Source organism: Chryseobacterium sp. FR048 (assembly GCF_056844665.1).
Genome location: NZ_JBXDSE010000001.1, coordinates 325,313 through 352,111, shown reverse-complemented (window position 1 = coordinate 352,111; position 26,799 = coordinate 325,313). Strand labels below are relative to the sequence as shown.

General features: G+C 37.5%; 28 protein-coding genes and 1 riboswitch. Of the genes, 15 read left to right on the top strand and 13 right to left on the bottom strand.

Features of this window, described 5'->3' with window-relative positions; translation table 11 throughout:
• Nucleotides 1–2: 2 nt before the first annotated feature.
• Both AC106K_RS01565 and AC106K_RS01560 read left to right on the top strand, forming a co-directional pair.
• The gene (locus AC106K_RS01565; RefSeq protein WP_482443075.1) at nt 3–893 is read left to right on the top strand and encodes a diacylglycerol/lipid kinase family protein; all 891 of its coding nucleotides are present in this window, start codon (nt 3–5) and stop codon (nt 891–893) included.
• Between the two features lie 289 nt (nt 894–1,182).
• Nucleotides 1,183–1,986 (top strand): T9SS type A sorting domain-containing protein, encoded by an 804-nt coding sequence (locus AC106K_RS01560; RefSeq protein ID WP_482443073.1) that lies wholly within the window; start codon nt 1,183–1,185, stop codon nt 1,984–1,986.
• Between the two features lie 78 nt (nt 1,987–2,064).
• Here AC106K_RS01560 and AC106K_RS01555 read toward each other — a convergent pair whose 3' ends face one another.
• Nucleotides 2,065–3,345 carry a dicarboxylate/amino acid:cation symporter gene (locus AC106K_RS01555; RefSeq protein WP_482443071.1) on the bottom strand — a complete coding sequence of 427 codons (1,281 nt, stop codon included), beginning with the start codon at nt 3,343–3,345 and terminating at the stop codon, nt 2,065–2,067.
• A 197-nt stretch (nt 3,346–3,542) separates the two neighbouring features.
• Nucleotides 3,543–5,231 carry a gamma-glutamyltransferase gene (ggt, locus tag AC106K_RS01550; RefSeq protein ID WP_482443069.1) on the bottom strand — a complete coding sequence of 563 codons (1,689 nt, stop codon included), beginning with the start codon at nt 5,229–5,231 and terminating at the stop codon, nt 3,543–3,545.
• A 467-nt stretch (nt 5,232–5,698) separates the two neighbouring features.
• Between ggt and AC106K_RS01545 the strand changes: the two genes are divergently transcribed.
• From AC106K_RS01545 to AC106K_RS01535, 3 genes are all read left to right on the top strand, one after another.
• Nucleotides 5,699–6,664, top strand: a complete 966-nt coding sequence (locus AC106K_RS01545; protein WP_482443068.1) for an NAD-dependent epimerase/dehydratase family protein — start codon at nt 5,699–5,701, stop codon at nt 6,662–6,664.
• 84 nt (nt 6,665–6,748) lie between these two features.
• On the top strand, nt 6,749–7,501 hold the full coding sequence (locus tag AC106K_RS01540) for a polysaccharide deacetylase family protein (RefSeq protein ID WP_482443067.1): 753 nt from the start codon (nt 6,749–6,751) through the stop codon (nt 7,499–7,501).
• On the top strand, nt 7,501–8,136 hold the full coding sequence (locus AC106K_RS01535; RefSeq protein WP_482443065.1) for a hypothetical protein: 636 nt from the start codon (nt 7,501–7,503) through the stop codon (nt 8,134–8,136). The genes AC106K_RS01540 and AC106K_RS01535 overlap by 1 nt, the downstream gene beginning before the upstream one ends.
• A gap of 32 nt (nt 8,137–8,168) precedes the next feature.
• On the opposite strand, the gene AC106K_RS01530 is transcribed toward AC106K_RS01535, so the two are convergent.
• The gene (locus AC106K_RS01530) at nt 8,169–9,374 is read right to left on the bottom strand and encodes a metallophosphoesterase (RefSeq protein ID WP_482443064.1); all 1,206 of its coding nucleotides are present in this window, start codon (nt 9,372–9,374) and stop codon (nt 8,169–8,171) included.
• Between the two features lie 64 nt (nt 9,375–9,438).
• The gene (locus AC106K_RS01525) at nt 9,439–10,512 is read right to left on the bottom strand and encodes a 3-oxoacyl-ACP synthase III family protein (protein WP_482443062.1); all 1,074 of its coding nucleotides are present in this window, start codon (nt 10,510–10,512) and stop codon (nt 9,439–9,441) included.
• Nucleotides 10,513–10,613: 101 nt separating this feature from the next.
• Here AC106K_RS01525 and AC106K_RS01520 point away from each other — a divergent pair, with 101 nt between their 5' ends.
• From AC106K_RS01520 to AC106K_RS01480, 9 genes are all read left to right on the top strand, one after another.
• Nucleotides 10,614–11,183, top strand: coding sequence for a hypothetical protein (locus tag AC106K_RS01520; protein WP_482443060.1), 570 nt, complete (start codon nt 10,614–10,616; stop codon nt 11,181–11,183).
• A gap of 3 nt (nt 11,184–11,186) precedes the next feature.
• Nucleotides 11,187–11,918 carry a bifunctional demethylmenaquinone methyltransferase/2-methoxy-6-polyprenyl-1,4-benzoquinol methylase UbiE gene (gene ubiE / locus AC106K_RS01515; protein ID WP_047096897.1) on the top strand — a complete coding sequence of 244 codons (732 nt, stop codon included), beginning with the start codon at nt 11,187–11,189 and terminating at the stop codon, nt 11,916–11,918.
• 3 nt (nt 11,919–11,921) lie between these two features.
• Entirely contained in the window at nt 11,922–12,704 is a 783-nt protein-coding gene (porT, locus tag AC106K_RS01510) for a type IX secretion/gliding motility protein PorT/SprT (protein WP_185287966.1), read from the top strand.
• A 139-nt stretch (nt 12,705–12,843) separates the two neighbouring features.
• A complete protein-coding gene (locus AC106K_RS01505; RefSeq protein WP_047096899.1) occupies nt 12,844–13,146 on the top strand; it encodes a hypothetical protein in 303 nt (100 codons plus the stop codon).
• Entirely contained in the window at nt 13,146–13,433 is a 288-nt protein-coding gene (locus tag AC106K_RS01500; protein WP_045495179.1) for a cell division protein ZapA, read from the top strand. The genes AC106K_RS01505 and AC106K_RS01500 overlap by 1 nt, the downstream gene beginning before the upstream one ends.
• Nucleotides 13,434–13,663: 230 nt before the next feature.
• Nucleotides 13,664–15,229: a ribonuclease Y gene (gene rny / locus AC106K_RS01495; RefSeq protein ID WP_482443057.1), complete on the top strand. Its 1,566-nt coding sequence runs from the start codon at nt 13,664–13,666 to the stop codon at nt 15,227–15,229.
• Between the two features lie 73 nt (nt 15,230–15,302).
• On the top strand, nt 15,303–16,544 hold the full coding sequence (locus AC106K_RS01490) for an MFS transporter (RefSeq protein ID WP_482443055.1): 1,242 nt from the start codon (nt 15,303–15,305) through the stop codon (nt 16,542–16,544).
• 80 nt (nt 16,545–16,624) lie between these two features.
• On the top strand, nt 16,625–16,810 hold the full coding sequence (locus AC106K_RS01485) for a hypothetical protein (protein ID WP_482443053.1): 186 nt from the start codon (nt 16,625–16,627) through the stop codon (nt 16,808–16,810).
• A 353-nt stretch (nt 16,811–17,163) separates the two neighbouring features.
• Nucleotides 17,164–17,364, top strand: a complete 201-nt coding sequence (locus AC106K_RS01480; RefSeq protein WP_482443052.1) for a hypothetical protein — start codon at nt 17,164–17,166, stop codon at nt 17,362–17,364.
• A gap of 76 nt (nt 17,365–17,440) precedes the next feature.
• Here AC106K_RS01480 and AC106K_RS01475 read toward each other — a convergent pair whose 3' ends face one another.
• The 5 genes from AC106K_RS01475 to AC106K_RS01455 all read right to left on the bottom strand — a co-directional run bounded on the left by AC106K_RS01475 (nt 17,441) and on the right by AC106K_RS01455 (nt 23,142).
• Nucleotides 17,441–18,376, bottom strand: coding sequence for a YeiH family protein (locus tag AC106K_RS01475; RefSeq protein ID WP_482443050.1), 936 nt, complete (start codon nt 18,374–18,376; stop codon nt 17,441–17,443).
• Between the two features lie 380 nt (nt 18,377–18,756).
• Complete coding sequence (locus AC106K_RS01470) at nt 18,757–19,632, bottom strand: LysR substrate-binding domain-containing protein (RefSeq protein WP_482443049.1); 876 nt, start codon at nt 19,630–19,632, stop codon at nt 18,757–18,759.
• A gap of 258 nt (nt 19,633–19,890) precedes the next feature.
• Nucleotides 19,891–21,198, bottom strand: a complete 1,308-nt coding sequence (locus tag AC106K_RS01465; protein ID WP_482443048.1) for a voltage-gated chloride channel family protein — start codon at nt 21,196–21,198, stop codon at nt 19,891–19,893.
• Nucleotides 21,199–21,229: 31 nt separating this feature from the next.
• A riboswitch (Fluoride riboswitch) is annotated at nt 21,230–21,297 on the bottom strand.
• 346 nt (nt 21,298–21,643) lie between these two features.
• Entirely contained in the window at nt 21,644–22,483 is an 840-nt protein-coding gene (locus AC106K_RS01460) for a GLPGLI family protein (RefSeq protein WP_482443047.1), read from the bottom strand.
• Between the two features lie 191 nt (nt 22,484–22,674).
• On the bottom strand, nt 22,675–23,142 hold the full coding sequence (locus AC106K_RS01455; RefSeq protein WP_065397256.1) for an acyl-CoA thioesterase: 468 nt from the start codon (nt 23,140–23,142) through the stop codon (nt 22,675–22,677).
• A gap of 120 nt (nt 23,143–23,262) precedes the next feature.
• On the opposite strand from AC106K_RS01455, the gene AC106K_RS01450 reads away from it, so the two are divergent.
• Complete coding sequence (locus AC106K_RS01450; protein WP_185287973.1) at nt 23,263–23,619, top strand: arsenate reductase family protein; 357 nt, start codon at nt 23,263–23,265, stop codon at nt 23,617–23,619.
• Between the two features lie 62 nt (nt 23,620–23,681).
• On the opposite strand, the gene AC106K_RS01445 is transcribed toward AC106K_RS01450, so the two are convergent.
• From AC106K_RS01445 to idi, 4 genes are all read right to left on the bottom strand, one after another.
• Nucleotides 23,682–24,299, bottom strand: coding sequence for a hypothetical protein (locus tag AC106K_RS01445; protein WP_482443045.1), 618 nt, complete (start codon nt 24,297–24,299; stop codon nt 23,682–23,684).
• A 160-nt stretch (nt 24,300–24,459) separates the two neighbouring features.
• A complete protein-coding gene (gene gcvT, locus AC106K_RS01440) occupies nt 24,460–25,536 on the bottom strand; it encodes a glycine cleavage system aminomethyltransferase GcvT (RefSeq protein WP_482443044.1) in 1,077 nt (358 codons plus the stop codon).
• A 9-nt stretch (nt 25,537–25,545) separates the two neighbouring features.
• Nucleotides 25,546–26,016: a hypothetical protein gene (locus AC106K_RS01435; RefSeq protein ID WP_482443043.1), complete on the bottom strand. Its 471-nt coding sequence runs from the start codon at nt 26,014–26,016 to the stop codon at nt 25,546–25,548.
• A gap of 2 nt (nt 26,017–26,018) precedes the next feature.
• Nucleotides 26,019–26,528, bottom strand: coding sequence for an isopentenyl-diphosphate Delta-isomerase (gene idi / locus AC106K_RS01430; RefSeq protein WP_482443042.1), 510 nt, complete (start codon nt 26,526–26,528; stop codon nt 26,019–26,021).
• Nucleotides 26,529–26,799 lie beyond the last annotated feature (271 nt).

Below are 26,799 nucleotides of genomic sequence, written 5' to 3'. Positions count from 1 at the left end.
TAATGCTTCCAGTTCAGGAAGCATTTTTTATTTTTGCGGTGATGAACAAAGTAGCTTTTATTATCAATCCCTTTTCAGCCAAAAAAAATTATCAGCCGTTTCTGAATGAGCTGAAATCTAAGGTTGATAATCCACTGTATTATGTATCCGAATCTATTCCGGGAACCGACGAATTTATTCAGGCCCACTTTGAGGAAGTGGATATATTCGTGGCAATAGGAGGGGACGGAACCATTTCTACAGTAGCCAAAAACCTGATCAATACAGAAAAAGTTCTGGCAATTTTTCCTGCAGGTTCTGGAAACGGATTCTCCAATGAAACCCGATTCAGCAAAAACCTGGATGAGCTCTTAGGAAAAATAAAAGCAAAAAAATCCAGAAAGATCGACACATTTACAGTGAACGACAGGCTTTCTATCAATGTTTCCGGGACAGGTTTCGATGGTAAAGTAGTGAAGGAATTTGAAAAAACAAGCCGTGGATTCAAAAACTACATCAAAGTATCTCTGAAAACTTTCTTCAACTACAGACCGATCAAGGTGAAATTTTTAGATGAAAAATACCAGCAATACAACGGCAGGTATCTGATGCTGAATATCGCCAATACCCGTCAGTTCGGGAATAATGCATACATTGCCCCAAAAGCAAGCAAAAGTGACGGTTTGGTTGATATGGTGTTGGTTAAAAAATTTCCTTTGACGTATTCAGCACTTTTTGCCTTCAGAATGTTTACTAAGCGACTGAAGGATGATGAATATGTTACCTATCTTCCGGTTTCTGAGATTTCGTTCAAAGTCAATACCAAAAACTGGCATCTGGATGGGGAGTTTAATAAAATACAGTCTCCTATTCATGTGAAAGTGCAACCCTCAAGCCTGAATATACTGATATAGGCCTCAAAATTTTAACTATTTTTTGTCTAAAAGTAAAAATAATAAACCTCTTTCCCATTTGAGATTTAGTCCGCTTTTTTGGTTTTTAATGCGTTGATATTCAATTGAATGTATTGGTTTTGTCCTGTTGATGCATTTTTACAGTGTTTTTCAATGCAGATATATCAAGATAAAGTGAGTATTTGTTATTGATAATTTAATTTATTCTTGATTTTGTTATTGGATGTTTCTATTTTCATTGTTTTTGTTGTGAAATAATAATAGTTTTATAAGACTAAAAACATTTCCTATGAAAAAACATTACTTTATCTTAATGCTTTTTATTTGCTTCATTGGAATAAAAAGCCAGCTTTTGACTGAAAATTTTGAATCCACAACTTTTCCTCCATCCGGATGGACGGTTCAATCTACAAATGCAGCTTATACATGGGTAAAAGCTACAGCTATTTCAGGAACGAATTCAGCCGGAGTAGCTTATGACCCTGCCCTTGTGCCACAAAATGAAAAGCTGGTTTCACCATCATTTAGCTTAATGTCAGTAACGAATCCTGTTTTGACTTTCAAGTCCAATTTTAATCCTTATTGGGCAATTACTCCTAACAATAATTATGATACAATTGTGAAGGTTTCCACTGATAATGGGGCAACATGGACGCAAATCTGGAGCGAAAATGATATTACAGTAGCTACACCAGCAGGATTTGCAACGTACAATATAAGTATTCCTTTAACTTCTCTGATTGGCCAGAGTAATGTTAAAATAGCTTTTAATTATGTTGGAACTGACGGAGCCCAATGGAGAATTGATGATATTAGTATTACGGCAACAACTTTAGGCGTTTCTGAAGCAAAAGTTAAAAATGATCTGTTGGTTTATCCAAACCCTGTTCAGGATGCGTTTAAAATAGAATTACCAAAAGTTTACAGCAAAAATAATGTAAATATTGAAGTGGTAGATATGGCTGGGAAAAGAGTGAAAACTTTTGAGTCTGGTAAAGAATCATATAATGTATCAGACCTGCCAAAAGGAATCTATTTTATCATCATATCAGATAATGAGAACAGAATCATAAAGAAAATTGAAAAAAAATAAGGGATCAGATTGTTGATTCAATGATTCAAAACCGGAGTACATCATCTTTGTACTCCGGTTTTTGTATATAAATTAAGATTAAACCTCCAGATTTCTTTCAATCTCTTCCGGGTGATTAAGGCAATAATGAAACTGCTCTTTATCAAGCTGTTTTTCCCAATTGGCTACCACCACTGTAGCGACAGAGTTGCCGATAACGTTGGTCAATGCTCTGCACTCACTCATGAATTTATCGATTCCTAAGATCAGTGTTATTCCCATAATAGGAATTTCAGGAACTACTGCCAGGGTTGCTGCCAGGGTTACAAATCCGGCTCCGGTAACTCCGGCAGCTCCTTTTGAACTCAACATGGCGACTAAAAGAAGCATCAGCTGTTTTTCAATAGGAAGATGAATATTTAATGCCTGGGCAATAAAAAGAGAGGCGAGGGTCATATAAATATTAGTCCCGTCGAGATTAAAAGAATACCCGGTAGGGACTACAAGTCCGACGATTGTTCTTGAGCAGCCGGCTTTTTCCAGTTTATCCATCATCCCCGGAAGGGCAGATTCCGAAGAGCTGGTCCCCAATACCAGAAGAAGTTCCTCTTTAAGGTAGAATAAAAGCTTAAAAATATTAAATCCGTTATACCAGGCTACTGATCCTAAGACCAATACAACAAATAAGATGGAAGTAATATAAAAAGTGGCGACAAGAAAGATCAGATTAAGAAGAGAATGGAGACCGTATTTTCCTATAGTGAAAGCCATTGCGCCAAAAGCCCCGATAGGAGCCAGCTTCATCAGGAGATGAACGATCTTGAATATGGGAGCCGACAGATCCTGAAGAAAATCAGTGACTCTCTGACTTTTTTCTTTTGTTAAAACCAGGGCAACCCCCATTAAAATGGATACCAAAAGCACCTGTAGTATATTGTCTCCCACCAATGGACTGAAAAGAGTGTCGGGAATAATATTCATGACAAATCCGGTGAGGGTGGTTTCATGAGCCTTTTGCTGGTATTGTAAAACATCTCCGGAAAGGGTAGAGGTATCAGCATTTAAGCCATGACCTGGCTGCAGAAGATTACCTACGATTAATCCTATAATCAGGGCCAGGGTTGAAAATGTAAAAAAGTAGATCATTGCCTTTATTGCAATTCTGCCTACCTTTTTCAGATCCGTCATATGAGCAATTCCCAGGGTAAGGGTAATGAAGATGACCGGAGCGATGATCATTTTGACCAGTTTGATAAAACCGTCGCCTAAAGGTTTCATTTTTTCTCCCAGTTCAGGATAGAATTTTCCAAGAAGAACACCTGTAACGATGGCTATGATCACCTGGAAATAAAGCTGCTGATAAAATTTTTTTGCTTTCAATAAAATTTTTTTTTGAGAAGGCGAAATTATGAATTTTTTCTAAAAACATGACGAATGTCATGATATTCCTGATTGAACAGCGATATTGTTGGAAAATATTAGCTTTTTAAGAAATATTGTTTGAGAATTAGGCTGTAAAAAGGGGATAGATTTTTCAGATCTATCCCCTTGTATGAGTCATATGTTGTGGTGTTCAACTATTCGGTTGCTACAGAATCATCTCCACGGCCGTCCGCTACAGCATGGACGTTTCCTTTGTCATCAAGGACGATCATTTCTGTTTTACCGATCTGTTTTACCTTTTCAATCACATAATTTTTGCTTTTCAGCTCTGCAATGGTGCTTTCCGGGAAGTTATTTTCCACGCTGATGCTTTCGGGAAGCCACTGATGGTGAAATTTAGGGGAGTTTACCGATAGATTGGCGTTTAGTTTAAAATCAACCACATTAACGATAGATTGATAGACAGACGTTGGAATGGTAGTTCCTCCCGGAGTTCCTACGACCATATAAGGTTTTCCGTTTTTAAGCAGGATGGTAGGCGTCATCGAAGAAAGCATTCTCTTGTTTGGCTGGATGGCATTGGCTTCACCGCCTACCGCTCCAAACATATTAGGTACTCCCGGTTTGATGGAAAAATCATCCATTTCGTTATTTAAAAAGAATCCGGCCCCTGAAACCAAAACTTTACTTCCATAATATCCGTTAAGAGTGGTCGTTACAGAAGCTGCATTTCCATCTTTGTCCAGCACGGAAATATGAGTGGTTTGTGTAGATTCTTTGGGTTGTTCAATGATTTTTCCAACCTCCGCACTTGGAGTGGCTTTGTCGAAGCTGAAACTTTTCCATCTGTTCTTTAAATATTCATCAGAGATCAGATAGGAGGTTTTATCCTGAATGAAATCCGGATCACCCATATATTCTGCCCTGTCGGCAAAAGCTCTTCGCTCTGCTTCAGTCATGATCTGAACCGCTTTTGTAGAATTTTGCTGGTATTTTTCAAGATTTTCAAAGCTGGCCATTCTCAGCATCTGGGCAAGAAGAAGTCCGCCGCTGGATGGTAAAGGCATAGAAACAACATTGCTTCCTTTGTAGTCAAATTCTAAAGCTTTTCTTTCTGCAACTTTATAGTTTTTAAGATCTTCCAGAGTAATGATGCCATTGCCTCTTTTCATTTCAGCAACCAGAAGTTCGGCTGTTTTACCTTCATAAAATCCTTTTGCTCCTAATTTCTGAATCAGCTTTAAGGTTTCAGCAAGGTCTTTTTGAACCAAAATATCACCAGCTTTCCATGGACTGTCTTTTACAAAAATGATAGAAGATTTATTGTGTTTCTGGAATTTCTCTCTCTGGCTGTTGAGCATATCTGCCTCCTTGTCTGTGATGGCAAAACCTTGCTCTGCCAGATCAATCGCAGGCTGAATAATCTTTTCCATCGGAAGTTTGCAATATTTCAGGGTCGCAAAAAATCCGGCTACACTTCCGGGAACACCTACGGCCAGCCTTCCGTTCTGTGACAGATCAGTATCTGCTTTCCCCTTTTTATCGAGATACATGTCTCTGGAAGCCTTTTTCGGGGCTGTTTCCCTATAGTCTAATGTAAATTTTTCACCATTATTTTTTACCCCTACCAAAAATCCACCACCACCGATATTTCCGGCCTGAGGATAGACTACAGCCAAAGCATATTGGGTAGCAGTGACTGCATCATAGGCATTTCCGCCCATTTTCAGGATTTTTGCCCCCGCCTCACTGGCTAATGGGTGTGCAGAGACCACGACCCCTTTATTTTTGACCTGTACTTCCTTTACGATATTGAAGTCTTTGAACTGAGCCCAGCTCATTTGACTTGCCAATAGTACCGAAACGATTAAATACTTCTTCATATGATTGTTTCTTTACAACAAAAATATAGAAATTACATCAATAACTTTAGATTGAATTGAGGAAATAATAGAGCATGGAAGGAAGAGGGAGGCTGGAAGTGGGAATTTGTTGTTGGTCTTTAAACCTCTGGAAGTCTTGATGATTGATTTAAATTAGCTTGAGTTAGGGACAAGAATTACTGGATTGAAGCAGGAAATGACAACTGGAAGCTATGAAAGTCATTAACAATAGCTGTTTTTTTTAAAAGGGCATTGAATGATAGTGGTGAATATAGTTATTATAACTCAAATTGACTTCCAGCTCCCTTCTTCCAGCTTCCTTCTTTCAGTTTCAGGCTTCTGGTTAGTATCAGAGTTTGGGCTAAATGATTTTAATCACAATTTGGAAAAATATTTTAAATCCACCTTTTTTATTATGATAAGCATGATTTTTTTACTTTTGTACAATTCTAAAAAAAATCTGAAAAATGGAATCCTATACGGAAAGAATACTGATTACAGGTGCGCTGGGACAAATCGGCACCGAACTTACCAATAGACTTGTTGAAATCCACGGAGCGGAGAATGTTGTGGCCTCTGGGCTTGACAGATGGCAGGAAGGCATTACTTCTGCCGGACACTATGAGAGAATGGATGTTACTAATACGCAATTAGTAAGACAGGTGATTAAAGATTATGACATCACTACAGTGTATCACTTAGCTTCACTTTTGTCCGGGACTTCAGAAAAGCAGCCTATTTTCGCTTGGAAATTAAATCTTGAACCTCTGCTTCATTTCTGTGAAATGGCGAAAGAAGGGCTTCTTAAAAAGATCTTCTGGCCAAGTTCTATTGCTGTGTTTGGGAAAGGAATTCCAAAACATGACGTAGGGCAAGATGTGGTTCTGAATCCTACAACCGTGTACGGAATCTCTAAAATGGCAGGAGAGAAGTGGTGTGAGTACTATTTCGACAAATACGGAGTAGATGTGAGAAGTATCAGGTATCCTGGATTGATCTCATGGAAGACCCCGGCGGGAGGTGGTACTACCGACTATGCAGTTGAGATTTTCTACAAAGCGATTGAAGAAGGAAAATATACAAGTTTCATTTCTGAAAATACAGGTATGCCGATGTTGTATATGGATGATGCAATCAATGCAACATTGAAACTGATGGAAGCTCCAAAAGAAAGTTTGACGGTTCGTTCATCTTATAACTTGGGCGGAATGTCATTCACTCCAAAAGAACTGGCAGAAGAAATCAAGAAAGAAATGCCGGATTTTACCATCGAGTACAATCCGGATTTCAGACAGGCCATTGCAGATTCATGGCCGGCTTCTATTGATGATTCAGTTGCTAAAAAAGACTGGGGATTGACTTACGATTTCGGAATTTCTGAAATGACAAAAGATATGATCAAAAATCTTAAGGTAAAATTAGCGAAGAATTAATAATGTAAAGTAATTGTTTAATTAAAAATAGTTTTAACATCTGATTTTTAATTAATTGTAATATTTATATAAAATTTAGTTTAAATGGTGTTGTTGACTTTTAACATCACAAATATTGAAGCGGAACCTCAAAACGGTTCCCAAATCACTGATGAAGAAAGGCTGAAAATTTCAGAAGATAATACCAAAGCTATTCTTAGAATTTTAGATCTTCATGACATTAAAGCTAGTTTTTTTGTGGAGGTTTCTCTTACAGGAAAACTGCAGAATCTTATAAAAGCAATTTCATCCAAAGGGCATGAAATTGCTTTTTATAACAAAGGCTCTAATCTGGAAGAAATTGAAAATGCCAAGAAGAATATTCAGGATCTTCTGGAAAAACAGATCAGAGGAATCCGTCAGAAAGATGTGAAAGTTTCGCAGGAGAGTCTAAAGATGCTGGAGTTTAATTACGTTTCCAATATTGATAATGCCAACATCCTTTTTCCCTTCAAACGCCTCGAAAGAGATACCGAAATCACGGAAGAGGACGGGTTGAGTATAGTTCCTGAAAGTATTTCTCCTTACAGCCAGTTGCCCTACAATGATTTTGTATTCCAGATCCTGCCTATGAAGTTTTATCAGAATATGGTGCTGGAAACTTTGCAGAATGATGAGTTTGTTTTGATCTATCTTAATTCCTGGCAGTTTACCGACTTTAAGAAGTACCGCTTTGATATTCCCTTTTACCGAAGTTTATTTTCGGGCAAAAAAATGGAGGACAAATTAGATGCCCTCCTTACTTTTCTCAACGAGAGGGATATGGCCACTTCCCGTATGAAAGATTATATATTTTAATGAAGACAAAACAAATGCTGCAATTACCCAAAACTATTCGTTTTATAAATGAGGATGAGCTTCCTGGAAACAATCCTTCTGTTTTTCAAAGATGGAAAGAAAGTAAAGAGGCAAATATTGTTGAAGGATATACTTTGAATTTTAAAGATGATAATGATTTGGAGCATGCATCCCTGGGCTTCAGATTTTATGCGGAAATTAATATAGATAATTCAAAGCTCTGGCATTTGATTACTGCATTAGCACAGACGCTTCCTGATGAGGTTGCTTTTCTATTCGGGCATGTGGACTTTGAGCTTAATTATGGAAACTATCAAAGTAAAGAAGATACATTAGATTTTATAACTCAATATCAATATGAATTAACCGAGGATGCTTTTATTAGCTATGGACTCATTTATCATGACGAAGAAGCCCTTATAGAAATATTTGTTGATGAAAGCAAATATGTAAAGTATTGGGGAATAGATGAAGAATGGTTCAGGTCAATAATGGAAGAATTTGGTATTAAAGAAGTAAAAGGACTTGAATTTGTAGATGAATATCCGAAAGTTCGTGAAGTTTTAAATGTTTTAGACGAAAAAGCACTTGATTCAAAAATACTTATTGAATTGTTTGCTCAAAAATATCTTTAAACCAAATGCTCTTATCTTGTTGTTATAAAAAACTAGGAGAGTTCAAAAAGAGTAATCTCAGGAAGTACACCCACTCTTCCCGGGTATCCCAGTACCCCAAATCCTCTGTTGACGTATAATAACTTTCCTTCACTTTCATAAAGGTCTGCCCATTTCGGGTAACGGTATTGTACCGGTGACCATTTCACATTTTTAAGGTCCAGCCCAAACTGCATTCCGTGTGTATGTCCTGAAAGGGTCAGGTGGATATTTCCCGGATGTTTTTTGACCACGTAATCAAAATGGGTAGGGTCGTGGCTCATTAATATTTTTGTAGCAGATTCCGGAACTCCTTTTAAAGCATCATCAATTTTACCAAACTGCGGGAATGGCTTTAATCCCCAGTTTTCTACCCCAAGAATATAGAGTTTTTCTCCGTTCCTTTCTATTATTCTGTGTTCGTTTCTCAGCATGTCAAATCCAGCCTGTTTTTCATAATCGATCAGGGTGTCAAGGTTCTTTTTCTTGGCTTCCGGAGAATCCCAGGTTACATAGTCGGCATAGTCATGGTTTCCTAGCACTGCAAATTTGCCGTCTTTCGCCTTGATTTGTGAAAAAAGAGGAATGAATGGCTTGAATTCGTCGGCCACATTATTCACCATATCTCCTGTGAATAAGACAAGATCCGGTTTCTGTTCGTTGATCAGATCAACAGCGTGCTGCAGTTTGCTCGGGTCAGAGAAGCTTCCGCTATGAACATCGGAGATCTGGATTACCTTGTAGCCTTTGAAGCTTTGAGGCAGATTAGGGAACTTTACTTTTATCTTTCTCACCTTGTGACGGTATTTTCCAAATGTGATTCCGTCGATAAAAAGAGCTGAAAGGACACCACTCATTCCCAGTCCTACAAGACTCAGGAACTTCCTTCTTTCCGGAAAGAAATTTTCCGAGGGTTTGGCGAAACCGACCAGGTAGCCTCCGATTCTGACGATGTCATCAATCAGTAAGAATAAAACCACAAATATTTTAGGAAGAATAAAGATCAGGAATAATGAAATCATGATCTGTGCTCTTACCATGCTCCTGTCTGATCTTTGGTAATGGGTGACTTCATAGGCAAAAATTCCATATACAATTAGAGAGATGACCCAATAGCCGATTCTTATCCAGGAATTATCGGTAAGCGTTCTGATGGCCTGATAAATATATACTTCCAGAAAAAGGAAGATTCCGGCGATGATTAAAAAATTCTTTTGCATGTCTGATCAAAAAAAGCACAAAGAATAACTTCCCTGTGCCTTTATATTTTAAATGGTTTAAATATTATTTCTTAGGAAATCTGTAAACGATAGCATTGATGTTCATTCCGGCACCTACCGAAGTCATCACAATGTTACCATTATCTTTAAACGTTTGACCCTCCATTTTTCCTTTAATTATTAAATCATACATCGTAGGAATGGTTGCTACAGAGGTATTCCCAAGGTCCTGAATGGTCATTGGAGAGATCGCATGATCATATTCTTTCACATCATAAAGCTTGTGAAGTCTCTCGATCATAGCGTAATCCATTTTAGCGTTGGCCTGGTGAATTAAGATTTTGTCTATATCTTCAATAGAAAGACCTGCATCTGTAATGGTGTCTTTAATCGCAACGGGAACGTTTTTAAGAGCGTATTCGTAGATTTTTCTACCTAACATTCTTACATAAAGACGCTTTTGATCTACTTCTTTGTTGATAGAAGGTTGATTTTCAAGGTAGTTCAGTTCAGGGCCATTGTCGCAGATTGTGTTGTGGGCGATAATTCCTACATTTTCTTCATCTGTAGCCTTTACTACTACTGCTCCGGCACCATCAGCAAAGATCATTCTGTTTCTGTCATGCGGATCTGTTACACGGCTTAAAGTTTCAGCTCCTATAACAAGGATGGTTTTGGCAACTTTAGCTTTGATAAGGTTGTCAGCTAAAATCATACCTTCCACCCATCCCGGACATCCGAAAATCATGTCATACGTTACACATTTTCTGTTTTTAATGCCCAGTTTGTTCTTTACTCTTGCAGCCATTGTCGGCATGAAATCGGCATATCCATTTTCAGTAACTTCCCCGAAATTGCTTGCATAAATAATATAATCCAGTTCTTCGCCGTCTACTTTTGCATCCTCAAGGGCAATTTTTGCGGCTTCATATCCGATTTGTGAATTGGAAAGATCATCTTCAATGAATCTCCTGTTTTCGATTTCTGTAATTTCTACAAATTTCGCAATAGTTTCTTCCACAGGCTTTTCAATCTTTACACCATCCTCTGTGTAGAACTCGGAATTCATGAAATAATCCCTACCAATAACTCTGTTCGGAATATAAGATCCAGAGCCAATAATGATCGTATTCGGCATTCGTTTATATGATTTTTTTAAAGTTGCAAAGTTAATAATTAATATTAATAACGGAGAATTAAAAATATTATTAAATTTGCAAAAATTGTACTTTACAATCTATGAAAAACAATCCGTCCTTAAAAGGCTTACTCATTGCAGTTGTGGCGTTTATCGGTGCCTTTGGGATCTACTTCCTTTTTTTAGCCAAGAAGAATTATTATGTTGTAGATAATCCTACCCCGAATACGTATTACTTTAAAATCAATAACGGTTCAGAAGGAATCATTTCAGCGGGGCAGTACGTGCATGTGGATCTGAAGAAAGGGAAAAACTCTATTCAGGTTTTCGATCAGAATAAGAAAATGCTTTATGATTCGGCATTTGAAGTGAACAAACTTCGCGGTTTGCTCAATATTGCGCATCAGGATTATTATGTGAACGATCAGTATTATGGGTACAACCTTAAAAAAGATTCGTTACTGATGATGCTTGGCAAGACCATTATTGATGGAAAGCAATATTACGGGGGAGCACAGCGTTTTAATAAGCTTTACACAGAAGACTTTTATTACAATGTAGATGAAGATTACGATAAAGTAATCAAAAACATTCAGAAAGTGGAATCAAGATCAAAGATCTTCAGAAAGCAGGATTACCTAAATTATTATAAAGAATATTACAAGTTTTAAGTTTTGACAAAAGATATTACCAAAGTTACGCCTTACAACTCTGAGGCTACAAAGAAGAGCCAGGTAGAGGATATGTTCGACAACATTGCACCGAAGTATGACCTTCTGAACCATGTCCTATCCATGAAAATTGACGTTTTATGGAGAAATAAACTGGTAAGATGGATGAAAAATGACAATCCGCAGGAAGTGCTGGATGTGGCTACAGGAACGGGAGATCTGGCAATTACCATTGAAAAAGGAACCGGTTCTAAGGTTGTTGGTTTAGATTTATCACAACAAATGCTGAATGTTGGCGTTATTAAAATAAAAAAACTTAAATTAGACGGCAAAATTTCCATGCAAAAAGGAGATGCAGAAAATTTACCTTTCGAGGACAATAGATTTGATGCTGTTTCCGTTGCATTTGGAGTGAGGAATTTTGAAAACCTTACCAAAGGTTTGGCAGAATTAAGAAGAGTAGTTAAAGATAACAAAAGTGTTTATATACTGGAGTTTTCAAAGGTTGAGGGGTTCATGGGGCCATTTTATATGTTTTATTTCAAAAATATATTGCCTGCCATAGGCAGACTGGTTTCCAAAGATAATAGGGCGTATACATACCTTCCGGATTCTGTAAATGCTTTTCCTTTCGGGGAGAAGATGAAGCAAATTCTTTTAGATACGGGATTTAAGAAAGTAGAATATAAAAAACTAAGTTTAGGTATAGCCACAATTTATAAAGCAACAAAGTAACCTATGAATAAATTTCTATTAAAAGCACTGGTTTTAACCTCAGTAAATGTTGCCATTTTTGCAAATGCGCAATTCAGAACCCGAAACAGAATGGATAAGTTGGAAGATTTCGACGAACAAAAATTCAGCTGGGGGTTTTATTTGAACGGGAACAGACTGGATTACCGCATCGTACTGCATCCAAGATATGGGATGAACGATAATGAAAACCTTGTAACCTCTAAGGAAAGTTATAGTTTCGGTGCCGGGCTGATTGCAAAATGGAGACTGAACGACTATCTTGATCTAAGAATAGAACCGGGTTTACAGTTTGCTCAAAGACAGTTGACTTTTAATACGCAATCTAATGACATCTATGCAGGTGGATCTCTTACGAATCCTCCTTTCATGCCATTCCCTTTACAGGACAAAGATAAAGTAAGAGAAATCAAATCTACATTGATCGATGTGCCTGTTCTTTTGGAACTTCATGGGCAGAGATGGTACAATTCAAGGCCTTATATTGCTGCTGGGGTAAACTATGTCGTAAACCTACAGTCTAATGCAACTTCTACGGATGATAATATGCAGGGAATTTTCAGATCTACAACTCACAATTTTGCGTGGTCTGCAGAAATGGGAATCCAGTTTTATTTCAACAAATTTAAACTGACTCCGGGGATCAGAGGAACATTCTTCATGAACAATGAGAAAGTAGCGGATAATGCCACTACACCTCCTTACTGGGCTTCTGCAGTCTCTACATTACAGACCAGAGCTGTGATGTTTGTTCTGAAATTTGAATAAGAAAATATCCGGTTAAAAATACAAAGGAGGTGCTTCAGTACCTCCTTTTTTGTTGGTATTTCAAAATATAGAGCGTTTTATTTTTGTTAGTGTTATTATTTTTTTATTTTTGCTTCTAGTTAGAATATACAAACCTGAAATGCTTCAAGATTTAGAAAACAATTTTTCAGAATTAGAGAGAAAAATTTCTACTCTGCAAAAGAACTATAAAAGTCTTACAGAAAACTTAGCAGAATTAAATATTGAGCACGAAGAGTTGAAGAAGAAGTATGATGAGGAGAAAAGAAGAAATCAGGTATTAGCAGAAGAACAAAAAAATATAAAACTTTATTCAGCAATATCAGGAAATCCTGAACACAATAGGTTAATGAAAAATCATATCAACAGATTGGTGAAAGAAATTGATTTCTGTATTGCGCAGCTTCAAAACAGTGGATTATAATGGAGGTAAGGAGAATAACCGTCAACATTGCAGGAAGAGTATATCCGCTGAACGTACCCGCAGCAGAGGAAGAAACTTTGCGTAAAGTAGGGAAGCAGATTGAAAATATGATTAAAGATTTTGAACAGAATTTCGATGTAAGAGATAAACAGGATGCTTTGGCTATGTGTGCCCTGAAACTGGGAACCAATGCGGAAGTAGTATCTCTTAACTACGAAAAAAATATTAATTCTACCAACGAGAGATTACAACAGATCAATCAATCGTTGAATGAAATCGGGAAATAGATTTTTTTTCCTGAACAGACTGCCTACAATGATTCTAACACATTAAAGGTAAACTCAACGCTAAACAATTACCGAACAAATGTCTACTGAATGGCGTGCCGGTCTTCCGGATTACAGACAGTGGAAATCAGTTCAAATCGTGTTGATTAGGAGTTTACTCTCAATCTCTGGATTATTGTGGGCTTTTTTATTTTAAAGGATATGAATACAATTAAAACTCAATATACATTATGATAGAAGTTATAGTAGGTGTTGTTTGTTTGGTAATCGGAGCAGTAGCGGGACTATTTTTTTCCAAAAGCTCTCTGAATACTAAAGCAAAATTCATCATAGATGATGCCAAGAAAAATGCCGAAAACCTTATAGAAAAAGCTAACGTACAGGCTGAATCCATAAAGAAAGAAAAGAACCTTCAGGCTAAAGAAAAATTCCTGGAACTGAAATCTCAACACGATGCAGACATCCAGTCCCGTGAAAAGAAAATGCAGGAGGTTGAAAAAAGAGCAAAAGAGAAGGAGCATAAATGGAATGACGAACTTAGCAAGGTAGGTAAACTTGAAAAAGATTTAGATAAGCAGATCGCTGATTATTCTAAAAAGAACGAGATCTTAGAAAGAAAACAACAGGAATTGGATACAGCAACCGCAAAAAAGGTTGAAATTCTTGAGAAAATTTCTAATTATACAGCCGATGAGGCAAAAGCAGAATTGGTAGAAACCATGAGAGCTGAAGCTAAAACCAGAGCTCAGGCACACGTTCAGAGCATCATGGAAGAAGCTCAGATGAATGCTAAAAACGAGGCGAGAAAAATCGTTATCCAGACGATTCAGAGAATCGGAACCGAGCAGGCTATCGAAAACTCAGTATCTGTTTTCAATATTGAATCAGATGAAGTGAAAGGTAGAATCATCGGTAGAGAAGGTAGAAATATCCGTGCTTTAGAAGCGGTAACAGGAGTAGAAATTATTGTTGACGATACTCCGGAAGCGATCCTTCTTTCATGTTTCGATCCGGTAAGAAGAGAAATCGCAAGACTATCCCTTCACAGATTGGTAACCGACGGTAGAATTCACCCGGCAAGAATCGAAGAAGTGGTTGAAAAAACCAGAAAACAAATTGAAGAGGAGATCATTGAAGTAGGTAAGAGAACAATCATTGACTTAGGAATCCACGGATTACATCCGGAACTGATCAAGATTGTAGGTAGAATGAAGTACCGTTCTTCTTACGGACAAAACTTACTACAGCACTCAAGAGAAGTTGCCAACATCGCTGCAACGATGGCTGCTGAACTAGGATTAAACGTAAAACTGGCTAAAAGAGCAGGTCTTTTACACGATATTGGTAAAGTTCCTGAGCAGGAATCAGAATTGCCTCACGCTTTATTAGGGATGCAGTGGGCTGAGAAATACGGTGAAAACCCGGAAGTAGTAAACGCTATCGGTGCTCACCACGACGAAATTGAAATGAAGTCTTTATTATCTCCGATCATTCAGGTAGCCGATGCTATTTCAGGAGCAAGACCGGGAGCAAGAAGACAGGTATTGGAATCTTACATCCAGAGACTGAAAGACCTTGAATCTGCTGCATTAAGCTTCGACGGCGTATCCAGCGCTTATGCGATCCAGGCCGGTAGAGAGCTTAGAGTAATGGTAGAGAGCGGAAAGGTAAATGATGAAGTAGCTTCTCAGTTATCATACGACATCTCTGAAAAGATCCAGAACGAGCTTACTTATCCGGGACAGGTAAAAGTAACCGTAATCAGAGAGACAAGAGCCGTGAATATTGCAAGATAATAATCGGATCAAGATATTTTATAAAAACCTTTCAAGAAATTGAAAGGTTTTTTATTTTTATCAAAACTTAAAAATGCAAGAACTATCCCTGTCTTCAAAACTGAAGTACATTTTCTCTATTCCCGTTATCATTTCTGCCTTAGGCTATTTTGTAGATATTTATGACCTCCTTTTATTCGGAATTGTAAGAATTCCAAGTTTAAAAGCATTGGGGCTCAATCCGGATGCAGATGGAACTTTCATTCTGAACTGTCAGATGGTAGGGCTTCTTATTGGCGGTGTTTTCTGGGGAATTTTCGGAGACAAGAAAGGGCGACTTTCAGTACTTTTCGGTTCCATTCTGGTTTATTCACTTGCCAATATTGCCTGTGGCTTCCTGCCTTATTTTCCGAAAGAGCATTTAGTATATCAATATGCGGGTTTAAGGTTTATAGCAGGTGTAGGGTTGGCCGGAGAGCTTGGAGCCGGAATTACCCTGGTTTCTGAGAGTCTGCCGAAGAATTTAAGAGCCATCGGAACCTCCGTTGTGGCCGGTTTTGGATTGATGGGAGCAGTAGTGGCCCAATTAACGGTAGAATTAGCCGGAGGATGGAACATTTCCTATATCATCGGCGGTGTGATGGGGATTTTGTTGTTATTACTCAGAATAAGTGTTTCCGAATCCGGAATTTATAAGAATATAGAGCATAAAAATGTCTCCAAAGGAAATTTTCTCTCCTTTTTTACCAATAAAGACCGATTGACAAGATATGTAAAGTGCATTGCAGTAGGATTACCCACCTGGTATTGTATAGGGATTCTGGCCGTTTTAGCCAATCAATTTGCGCCTGAACTGGGTATAAAGGATCTTAACCCCGGAAAAGCAATTATGTGGGCTTACGTAGGGATTTCTGTGGGTGATCTGTTGAGTGGTTTTATTTCTCATGCTTTAAAATCCCGTAAAATGGCGATCTTCTATATGTTGATCTTCACCTTAATCGGAGTGGCCATTATGCTGTTCGGAAATACCAATACAGAGACGAAATATTACCTGTTTTGTGTATGGCTGGGCTTTGGAACAGGCTATTGGGCTATGTTTGTTACTCTGGCAGCTGAGCAGTTCGGGACCAATATCAGAAACACGGCAACTACCACCGTTCCGAATATGGTAAGAGGACTTGTTCCTGTCATGATCTTTGCTTTTGATTTTCTTAAAAACAGCTTCTCAGTAGTGGAAAGTGCAGCCATCGTAGGAGTGGTGGTATTCGGGCTTGCTTTTTATTCTTCATTGACCATTTCGGAAACTCACGACAAAGACCTTGAATTCACAGAATGAAATAATTTTCAGCCATTTGCGTTTTAATGATATGAAAACAAACTGATTACATTATATTGTTTAACCAAAATCAAATCATCATGTCACAGAAAATTTTTAAAAATGCTAAAAAGTTGGAACGAAATGACCTTCGGGATATTACAGGAGGTGTAGGGGGTGAAGTAATCCCGGATCTTTCGAAATGTGGCTGTAGCTGTACCGGTGCAGTGACAGGTCCGTCATATTGTGTGAAATATAAAAGATGTCTGCAGGTAATGACCTGCTAATGGGAGAATATCCTTTATTGATATAAGCCTTTCGGGAAACCGGAAGGTTTTGCTTTTTAGGTAAGGAAGTTGGAGGCTGGAAGAAGGAAGTTATTGAGGTTTGCAAAATAGTAATTCTTGGTTCCCAGTCCAGATGACTCATCATTTATAAAGGCGGTGAAAGAAGATGGGTTTTACAGGTAATTTAAATTTGTTTAATAAATGGGCATGCGGTATTCCTGATTTTTGATATGATAATTAGATTAAAATCAATATATTATTGAAATTTATATTAAATTTTGTTGCGTATAATTAATATTTGTTTAACTTTGGGAAGTAACTAAAACTATATTGTTTAATCCAAACTAATTCACATGAACATTATGAAAAATGCTAAAAAACTAAGAAAGCAGGAACTTAAAAATATTACAGGAGGCCTTGACAGCTGGGCAAATATTGAAATAAATCTGTCTCTTTGCGGATGCAGCTGCTCAGGAGCGGTAACAGGACCTAAATACTGTTCTCAATACATCGCTTGCCCGCAGGTGTATACTTGTGGCGAGGCAGCTATGTAATTTGCTTTAATACGAAATAAACATTTCCACATTTAATAGGCAGCACCCTTTTGATTTCAAGAGGGTGCTGCTGTTTTTAATGGATGATGTAAAGGAGACTGCCAACGCTGATGGTTACCCAAAGAAGCACAGCCATAAGTAAAGGTTTGACACCTATCGTTTTCAGGGTCTGAAGCGAGAGCGTAGAACCAATGAAAAATAAAGTGAGATTTAATCCTGATTTTGCCAGAACAGTGATTGAGCTGCTGAAACGGTCAAGAAAAGGAAAATAAGTATTCAGCAGGATTGCTACAATAAAGTATCCGATGAACCATGGAATTTTGATTTTTGAATCTTTACTTTTAAAAATAAACATCGTGATCACAGAAACCGGAATGATCCATAAGGCACGGGCAAGTTTCACGGTAGTTGCCACTTTTAAAGCTTCATCTCCGTATTTTCCGGCGGCTCCCACTACAGAACTGGTGTCATGAATTCCCACGGCACACCATAACCCGAACTGTTCCTGCGAAAGATTCAGCAGATGTCCGATAGCGGGATAAATGAATAAAGCGATGGAATTGAGCGTAAAAACGATAGCCAGAGCAAGAGAAATCTGTTTGGTACTGGGCTTAATAATAGGAGAAACCGCTGCAATGGCACTTCCCCCACAAATAGCTGTTCCGGCAGACAGAAGATAAGAAAGTGGCCTTTCCAGTTTAAATACTTTTCCTAAAAAATACCCAAGAACCATTACTGTAACAATACTTACTACGGTGAGCATCAGCCCTGTCTTTCCGGCGTGAAGTGCTTCATCCAGTTTAAGCCCAAAACCCAGTCCTACAATAGAAATCTGCAGAAGCAGGTGAATATATCTATGAAGATGTTTCTCAAAAGGATTTCCGATAAAAACGGCCAATGCAAAACCTAGTGCAAGAGCTATGGGAGAAGATACCAACGGAGTTAAACATAAAACCGCCAGTACTATAAAAACTATTTTCCGTGTCATTTCATGCTGAATGAAATCTTTCATAATGCGAACTTTTAAAATCTGCACCAAAGTTCCGGAATATAGTATTATAAAGTTGATTGTATTTTGTTATGTGTGATAACTATAAGTTATAAATATGAAAGATAAAAGAAAAAAGAAAAAAGAGAAAAGATAAAAAGTAAAAAGTAAAAAGTAAAAAGTAAAAAGTAAAAAGTAAAAAGTAAAAAGATCTTGTCGGTAAAGTTCAATATTTGCTTGGCTGGATCAATAGGAGCGGGCTTTAGCCCGCTTTCATTATAAAAAACCTTCCATTGGCTTCAGCCAAAACTTAAAAACATATCTGCTTTTAAACAATACCCCTCCCAATATTTTATAAAATCGCCAAATTTTCCTTTCAAAAACAAACCTACCATTGTAAAAAACTATTCCGCAAACCTCAGGAAAAGCTGTATCAGCTCAGACTGTTCCCCTTTCGGAAGAATAAAATGGAAATCCCTTTCAATACTGAAATTTTTGACGTCAATAACAGTCAATGTATTGTTTTTTAATTCATTAAGAATGGTACTGATCGAAAGAAAAGCCATTGCATCTGAATGAAGAAGGTAATTTTTAATACTTTCGCTGCTGCCTAGCTGCATGACGGTATTTAATTCATGAATGTTGATCCCTTTCTCTTTTAAACGGTTTTGTATAAATTCCAATGTTCCGGAGCCCTGTTCGCGGAAGACCAGGTCTGTATCATAGAGATCTTTGAGGTGTAGCGTTTTATGAGCTAGAGAATGACTTGATTTAGCTGCCAATACAATTTCATCAGCTTTGAAAGGTTGATAATCAAAATAAGCAGACTGAGATTCGCCTTCAATGATGCCCAGATCAATTTTTTCCTCTTTTAAAAGAGTGGAGATGGCTTCCGTATTTCCTGTAAGAAGTTCGATCTTGATGTCTTTATAATAGCTGTTGAATTTGGCCAGAATTTCAGGAAGAATATATTGGGCAACAGTGGTACTTGCGCCAATAATCAATTTTCCTTTGTGTTGTTGATTGATCTGGCTGATCTCAAATTCCAGGTCACGATAGATGTTCCTTATCTTCTCAGCATATTCATAAAGGATTTTTCCGCTTTGGGTAAGCTGAATGGAAGTTCCTTTCCTGTCAAATAACTTAGATCCTAGCTGTGTTTCTATTTCTTTGATGTGCTTTGTAACTGCCGGCTGCGAAATGTGAAGCTCTTCTGAAGCCTTCGTAAAACTGAGCCTGGAAGCTACCGTATGAAAAACTTTTAACCTGTAATCGAACATGAGGCAAAAATACGGATTATAGTTGTAAAGCTAAGGGGATTTGTGATGGAGAGTTTGAATGTTTGGGAGTGGAAGAGTTAGAGTGTTTGAGAGTGGGAGGATTAGAGAGTTGTAGAGTGTAGTGAATAGCTTTTGTTGATTGTGTAAGTTCGTTAATCTATAATAATGTTGCTTGTTAAAGTCCCCCAGTCCCAATTCTTCATTCTTTACTCTTTATTCTTTATTCTTGGTTCTTGTCTCTTTATTCTCTACTCTTAACTACAAAAAATCCGAAATCGATCTGTCCTGCTGACTTTCATACCTCCTGTTTTTGGCTTCCCCGATCTTTTGTTTGGTATAAATACTGTTGTGGCCGGAAAGAAGATAGGAAACAACACAGGCAATGGCGACATACACTCCGCATTCAGCTCCAAATAATTCAATACCCATCAGCATACAGGCTAGAGGTGTATTCGTGGCGCCTGCAAATACGGCCACAAATCCCATTCCGGCCAATAATCCGAATGGCAATGGGATAAACAGGGATAAAGCACTCCCCAAAGTAGCTCCGATAAAAAACAAAGGCGTTACTTCTCCACCTTTGAATCCTGCCGAAAGCGTAACGATTGTAAAAATCATCTTTAAAGCAAAATCATATAAAGGAAGCTGTTTTTCAAAAGATTCTAGAATAACCGGAACTCCCAATCCGATATATCGGGTAGTTCCCATCGCAAGAACAGCTAGGGCAATAATAATTCCTCCAATCACCGGACGAAGTGGCGGATATTTAATTTTTGATTTAAAAAGAGAGCCCATCCAATGAATAATCCTGCTGAAAGCAGCAGCACAGATCCCAAAGGCAATACCTGCCAGAATACTGTACAAAATGGGTAAAAACTCCAGTTTAGGAATAAGATCAATATGATAATGAGTATGCTTTACTTTCCACAGGTTGGTTGCCCAATCAGCCAATATTGCTGAAGCAAAAGCAGGGAAAATGGCGTTATAGCGTATTCTTCCGATCAGAAAAACTTCAAGTCCAAAAACAGCGCCGGCCAGGGGAGTTCCGAAAACCGAACCAAATCCTGCTGCTATGGCTGAGATGATTAATACTCTTCTTTCACTTTTGTCAAGTTTAAAAGGTTTACTTAGCTGGTCGGCAATAGCACCTGCCATCTGGAGCGCTGTTCCTTCACGACCTGCAGATCCGCCAAAGAAATGGGTAACAATTGTACCAAGATAAACAAATGGAGCCATTTTGAACGGAATGGTTCCATTCGGCTCATGAATATTATCGATCAGAAGGTTATTTCCTGCTTCAACATCTTTCCCCCAATAGGAATATAAAGCGCCGATCAGAAAACCTGCTACGGGAAGCAATGCAATCAGCCACAAATGATTTTCTCTGAACTTTGTAGCCCATTCCAGAGAAAGCAAAAAACCTGCAGAGGCTGTTCCCACTAAAGCTCCAATGATCATGCTGATTACCAGCCATTTTAAAATATAAGGTAGTGCCGGAAATCTTCTGAAGAAAAAATGAGTATGAAAAATAGCTTTTTTACCAAGTGTCCGTTGATTTTTTGACATAATAATCCTGATTAGTTATTCATTAATAATCTCTCAATCAGGCGTCATCAGCTTTTGTAAAGCGGTTGGGTAAGGAAGAACACCATTTCCTTTTGATGGTACAAAGATATGAATTATGATTACAAGATACAAGATAAAAGATAAAAGATAAAAGATAAAAGATAAAAGATCTTGCCGTTAAATCTCAATATCTGCTTGGCTAGATCAATAGGAGCGGGCTTTAGCCCGCTTTCATTATAAAAAACCTTCCATTGGCTTCAGCCAAAACTTAAAAAACTATCCTACCCATAATCAATACCCAAAACATCTTATAAAATCGCCAATTTCCTCTTTTAAAAACAAAAAATCACCAAAAACTAATGTAATACTGAATATCCTGACAACATTAATATTCAAAAATAATCCAATCATGTAACTATTATTGGTAATTTCATGATATTTCTGTTTAATATATTGGATAATGCATTGCTTTATCAATCTCAACCGGGTTATTATACTTTCTGATCACTTCCTGCATATTTTTTGTTTGGGTATTCAGTTCATCCACATTATGAATCTCCTTTCCGTTGATGTTGATCTTTAAATCATTATTGTTTTTGCTGAAATTATTTCTTTCAAAAGCGAAAGGATCGTTGTAAAACTCCATAGCCAGCTTATGCTTTTGTTTTTCATTGATCGGAACGGCTTTATTTCCGAAGTTAGCCTCTACAAAACTCTCGGTGGAATAGACTTCCGGAAGTTTCTGGCTTTTTACAAGGGTGTAGATGAAATTGTTTTTGGTATCCGAAAGCTCAAAGACCAGACCGGGCAATCCTCTGAACTTAAAAGGACCTTCATTGAAAGGAATATCTTTACAGAACCAGGCAGTCCAGCTTCTTCCTCCAAATCGGGTAGTGGCTTTTTGTAAAGTATAGTTTTCTACTTTTTTAGTGTCATCAGAAATGATCCAGTTGATTTTGTCTGTGGTTTTAAAAGAATAGTATCCCTGTTTGATATTGATGTAATTTTCATTGTCAAAAGAATTGATTTTTCTCTTCACTACCTGTCCGGACATGTCCGTATAGCTGGAATTCATCCCGAATTTTTTATTTAAAGAATCGGTGATGGCCAGATCTTGTCCGTAAAATTTGACTTCTTTTGGAGTAATATCCAGGATCATGTTCTGTTTTTCATGATGAGCTTCCGTAGAATCCATCTTATATTGCAACTGATAAATAAACCGATGAGTCTGAGCCTGAACCAAAGCTAAAATAAGCAATGCGATTAAGGTGAAAATACGTTTCATATAATGTGGTTGGTTGTTTTTTTGTGCTGGTTGCTGGTTATTCTTTTTTGCCAATTTTTTTGTTTCTGGGTTCGAGTTACGAGTTATTATTTGTTGTGGGTTACGAGTTGCAAGTTATATCCCACAACATTAAACTCTCAAACTCTCAAATACTTCCACTCTCAAACTCAAACTCTTGAACCTCGCATCCCTTACAAAAACGGTTTCATCTCATCTTCAATCTGAGTTCTCAGCTCCATCAGGCGCTTGGCATACATTTCCTGTTGTTTTTCTTCTTCTGTTTCAGGGATCCATTTGGGTACCGGAAGCTTTTTGCCATTTTCATCTACAGCAACAAAAACGATGATGCAGTGGGTTTTTTTATCGAAAGTAGGCTGTTTCAGATTTCTTGAGAAGACATTGATGGCAATGTGCATGCTGGAAGTTCCGGTATAGATAACCTGAGCATCCACTTTCACTACTTCACCAATCTTGATAGGTTCATAAAAACGGATTCCTCCCACATAGACCGTTACAGAATAATTTCCGCTCCAGGTAGTGGCACAGGCATAACCTGCCTGGTCAATCCATTTCATTACACTTCCTCCATGTACATTTCCGCCGTAGTTCACATCTGAAGGTTCTGAAATAAACTGAAAAGTAATAGGTTTGTTCTGCATCTTTATAAAATTTGAATAAAGTTATTCAATAATTTCCAAAGTTTTAGATTAAATCCTACTTTTGAAAGACGAAACAATAATGGTGTAAAATTTGAACACCGTAATAGATAAAGAATAGTAATGAAGAAAGTATTTTACCTGAACACATGTGATACCTGCAGAAAGATTTTAGCACAGTTTGACCTTACAGACTGGGAACTTCGTGAGATTAAAAAACAGCCGGTTACTTCAGAAGAATTAGAGGAAATGTATAAGTTGACAAAGTCCTATGAAGCTTTGTTCAGCAGAAAATCTACTCAGATCAAATTGAGAGGTCTGGATGTGAAGTCTTTAGGAGAAAAAGATTTCAAAGAACTGATCCTTGATCACTACACATTTCTAAAACGCCCTGTTTTCATGACAGATAAAGAAATTTTTGTAGGAAACGATAAGAAGAATGTAGAAGCACTTCAGTCATTTTTCGGGGTAAGCCAATAGGTAAAACTATAAAAAGCTATATTATATTCTGCCATGTTCAATTGTTGAGCATGGCAGTTTTATTATTTTCCAATAAGTACATTATATTCTTCAGGAATTTGAACCCCTTTAAAATGATTGGTAAAACCATAAAAAATCATAAGCGTTATAAGAATACCAATTCCCAGAATTCCTTTCGATTGCTTTGAAGGAGACAGTCCCAATATATTGTTTTGCATTTTTTTGTAATGAATAGCAGCAATATGGCCAAAGAAAGATAAAATAGCGAGACTGTAGTAAGGAATAAAGAACAGATTAAAAGGATAAGTATTGATTCCTGCTGCTCCAAAGTAGAAGTTGGTATCCAGATGCAGGTAGAATCTTCCGGTTAATACTGCAGATACATGAATAATAAGGAAAAACGCTAAATATAATCCGGACCAGATCTGAAGTTTCTCAAATTTTGAAACAGCAACCTTACGCTTTGTAAAGGCAAGATTAAGACCTGAAATGATCTGTATAATGACCGCAAGCAGTAATAGGCTTTCAACTATTGTGTTGCGGTAGAAACTTCTGAATATACTCATGACCTCAATATGTTGATTGATGCCCTGAATGCTTAATAAATGATTGAACAGATGAAGTCCTATAAATAAGGTAATGGTCACTCCGGAAAAGTAATGCAGATTTTTGATTTTCATAATAAATCTTGTCTTCAGGTTAATATGGAATTTTAAGCTGAACAAAGATAAATAGGGACTTTCTGATAAATCTTAAACTGGTTTAAGAAAGATACTTTTCCTGTAAAAAATAAAAGCCGCAGAATAATCCGCGGCTTTCTGTATGTAAAAGAATATTCAATTATACAAAAGGAGCTTTCACCACTTTTGCAGGAATGTTCTTGTTTCTTACCTGGATGAAGATTTCAGATCCTAGTTTGAAATGAGGCTTGTCTACATAAGCAAGACCTAAACCGATTTTCTTCATTGGAGACTGAGTTCCTGAAGTTACTTTCCCGATTACATTTCCTTCAGCATCTACCACAGGATAATCATGTCTTGGAACCCCTTTGTCTGTCAATTCGAAACCAACTAATTTTCTTCCAACTCCTTCTTCTTTCTGTTTTGCGAACACATCTTTAGAAACAAAGTCTTTATCAAATTTCGTAATCCATCCTAAGCCAGCTTCAATAGGAGAAGTAGTATCATCGATGTCATTTCCGTAAAGGCAGAATCCTTTTTCTAATCTCAAGGTATCTCTGGCAGCCAATCCACAAGGAATAATTCCTTCTTCCTTACCGGCTTCCATTACAGCATCCCAAAGCTTTTCAGCACTTTCGTTGTTGAAGTAGATCTCAAAACCTCCGCTTCCTGTGTATCCTGTATTAGAAATGATCACATTATTTTCTCCGGCTACACTTCCTACCGTAAAGTGGTAGTAAGGGATTTCAGAAAGATTTACATCAGTAAGTTTCTGAAGGATTTCAGTAGCTTTAGGTCCCTGAACAGCCAATAACGACATTTCGTCAGAAGCATTGGTCATCTTAGCTCCGAAAGTATTATATTTTGAGATATGATCCCAGTCTTTATCTATGTTTGAAGCATTTACAACAACGAAATATTTGTCATCTTCCATTTTGTAAACGATAAGGTCATCTACAATACCTCCGTTTTCGTTCGGAAGACAAGAATACTGAGCTTTTCCGTTTTCAAGAGCATCTACATTATTGGTAGTTACGTACTGCAAAAGATCTTTTGAACCTGGTCCTTCGATGAAAAACTGTCCCATGTGGGAAACATCAAATAATCCGGCTTTTTCTCTTACTGCAAAGTGCTCCTCCGTTACTCCGGAATATTGTACAGGCATTTCAAAACCTGCGAAAGGTACGATCTTAGCTCCCAAAGAAACATGTTTGTCGTACAATGCTGTTTTCTTCATATTTAATTTTTATTTCTTTATTTTAAAACTGTTGAAAGTCTCATTGAATAGGGTCATATAGTTTCCGTTCCAGAATTTCTGGCCACAGTTGATGGTGACAAGGTATAATTCCTTATCTTTTTGAAAGACTCTGGTAATCCAGAATAATTTTTCTTTCGGGTCAAAATATTCGTAATAATACTCTGTGTATCCTTTTTTACTCCGGCTTTCTTTTACTTTATTTTCCTGATCTTCGGATTTGTACAAAGCAAGAACAAATTTCTTCGTTTCGGCTTTAGGAAGATCCAGGCCATGATACTCAGAAATAGTAATGGCTCCAATCTGGCTGGTGGGAAAGATATTCACAATCTCACTGTCATTGGTAGATTTCCAGCCTTCAGGAACATTGATGGAGTAATTCGGGCTGTCGTAGGTCATTGTTTTTTGTGCAAAGAACAGGCTTCCTGATAAAAAAGCAGAGAAAAGAAGAAGTTTTTTCATTATTAAAAATGGTGTTTATATTCTTCAAGAATGATTTTAAACCATTCTGTAAAGTTCTCAGGATGTTCGGAAATTTCTTTGTCCAGATCTTCAGGAGAGATAAATCTTACTTCCTCTACTTCTTCCGGGTTCAGATTGAAGTCTGCTTCATGATTTCCTACAAACACATGATCAAGCTCGTGTTCCCAAAGGCCACCGCCTACATCTGCTTTGTAGATAAAGCTGAACTTTTCTGAAAGTTCGGTTTCAATTCCAAGCTCTTCTCTCAATCTGCGGGTAGCCCCAGCCAGATAAGTTTCTCCCTCTCTGGGGTGCGAGCATACGGCATTAGTCCACTGATTAGGAGAATGGTATTTTCCCGAGGCCCTTTTCTGAAGAAGCATTTCTCCTTTGCTGTTGAACAGAAATACAGAAAAAGCACGGTGCAACAAACCATTGATGTGGGCTTGCTGCTTTTCCATCAGACCTATAACTTCATCTTCAGGATTTACTAAAACTACAAATTCTTCCATTTCTACAAATGTAAGTGTAATAAATGTATTTTGGAAATTTTTAGATAAACATCATGTTTTTTGAGTAGACGGGTAAAAGGGTAAAAAGGCAAAAATGTAAAACAGCAAAATAAAATGCTGGTAAAGATAGCTGAAAGAGTTAATGGCTAAATATAAAATCAGGAAACTTGGATTTGGAAATGCTTATATATAAATGCAAGCTTACAACATGGGACACCTGAATTTTCACTTTTTAAAGTTTGTTCTGTATTATTTATGGCTCAAGCTTAAG

Excerpts from the sequence above, each read along its gene's own strand:
- AC106K_RS01565 (WP_482443075.1), top strand. The coding sequence starts at position 3 with ATGCTTCCAGTTCAGGAAGCATTTTTTATTTTTGCGGTGATGAACAAA.
- AC106K_RS01560 (WP_482443073.1), top strand. The coding sequence starts at position 1,183 with ATGAAAAAACATTACTTTATCTTAATGCTTTTTATTTGCTTCATTGGA.
- ggt (WP_482443069.1), bottom strand. The coding sequence starts at position 5,231 with ATGAAGAAGTATTTAATCGTTTCGGTACTATTGGCAAGTCAAATGAGC.
- AC106K_RS01545 (WP_482443068.1), top strand. The coding sequence starts at position 5,699 with ATGGAATCCTATACGGAAAGAATACTGATTACAGGTGCGCTGGGACAA.
- AC106K_RS01540 (WP_482443067.1), top strand. The coding sequence starts at position 6,749 with ATGGTGTTGTTGACTTTTAACATCACAAATATTGAAGCGGAACCTCAA.
- AC106K_RS01535 (WP_482443065.1), top strand. The coding sequence starts at position 7,501 with ATGAAGACAAAACAAATGCTGCAATTACCCAAAACTATTCGTTTTATA.
- AC106K_RS01530 (WP_482443064.1), bottom strand. The coding sequence starts at position 9,374 with ATGCAAAAGAATTTTTTAATCATCGCCGGAATCTTCCTTTTTCTGGAA.
- AC106K_RS01525 (WP_482443062.1), bottom strand. The coding sequence starts at position 10,512 with ATGCCGAATACGATCATTATTGGCTCTGGATCTTATATTCCGAACAGA.
- AC106K_RS01520 (WP_482443060.1), top strand. The coding sequence starts at position 10,614 with ATGAAAAACAATCCGTCCTTAAAAGGCTTACTCATTGCAGTTGTGGCG.
- porT (WP_185287966.1), top strand. The coding sequence starts at position 11,922 with ATGAATAAATTTCTATTAAAAGCACTGGTTTTAACCTCAGTAAATGTT.
- AC106K_RS01505 (WP_047096899.1), top strand. The coding sequence starts at position 12,844 with ATGCTTCAAGATTTAGAAAACAATTTTTCAGAATTAGAGAGAAAAATT.
- AC106K_RS01500 (WP_045495179.1), top strand. The coding sequence starts at position 13,146 with ATGGAGGTAAGGAGAATAACCGTCAACATTGCAGGAAGAGTATATCCG.
- rny (WP_482443057.1), top strand. The coding sequence starts at position 13,664 with ATGATAGAAGTTATAGTAGGTGTTGTTTGTTTGGTAATCGGAGCAGTA.
- AC106K_RS01490 (WP_482443055.1), top strand. The coding sequence starts at position 15,303 with ATGCAAGAACTATCCCTGTCTTCAAAACTGAAGTACATTTTCTCTATT.
- AC106K_RS01485 (WP_482443053.1), top strand. The coding sequence starts at position 16,625 with ATGTCACAGAAAATTTTTAAAAATGCTAAAAAGTTGGAACGAAATGAC.
- AC106K_RS01480 (WP_482443052.1), top strand. The coding sequence starts at position 17,164 with ATGAACATTATGAAAAATGCTAAAAAACTAAGAAAGCAGGAACTTAAA.
- AC106K_RS01475 (WP_482443050.1), bottom strand. The coding sequence starts at position 18,376 with ATGAAAGATTTCATTCAGCATGAAATGACACGGAAAATAGTTTTTATA.
- AC106K_RS01470 (WP_482443049.1), bottom strand. The coding sequence starts at position 19,632 with ATGTTCGATTACAGGTTAAAAGTTTTTCATACGGTAGCTTCCAGGCTC.
- AC106K_RS01465 (WP_482443048.1), bottom strand. The coding sequence starts at position 21,198 with ATGTCAAAAAATCAACGGACACTTGGTAAAAAAGCTATTTTTCATACT.
- AC106K_RS01460 (WP_482443047.1), bottom strand. The coding sequence starts at position 22,483 with ATGAAACGTATTTTCACCTTAATCGCATTGCTTATTTTAGCTTTGGTT.
- AC106K_RS01455 (WP_065397256.1), bottom strand. The coding sequence starts at position 23,142 with ATGCAGAACAAACCTATTACTTTTCAGTTTATTTCAGAACCTTCAGAT.
- AC106K_RS01450 (WP_185287973.1), top strand. The coding sequence starts at position 23,263 with ATGAAGAAAGTATTTTACCTGAACACATGTGATACCTGCAGAAAGATT.
- AC106K_RS01445 (WP_482443045.1), bottom strand. The coding sequence starts at position 24,299 with ATGAAAATCAAAAATCTGCATTACTTTTCCGGAGTGACCATTACCTTA.
- gcvT (WP_482443044.1), bottom strand. The coding sequence starts at position 25,536 with ATGAAGAAAACAGCATTGTACGACAAACATGTTTCTTTGGGAGCTAAG.
- AC106K_RS01435 (WP_482443043.1), bottom strand. The coding sequence starts at position 26,016 with ATGAAAAAACTTCTTCTTTTCTCTGCTTTTTTATCAGGAAGCCTGTTC.
- idi (WP_482443042.1), bottom strand. The coding sequence starts at position 26,528 with ATGGAAGAATTTGTAGTTTTAGTAAATCCTGAAGATGAAGTTATAGGT.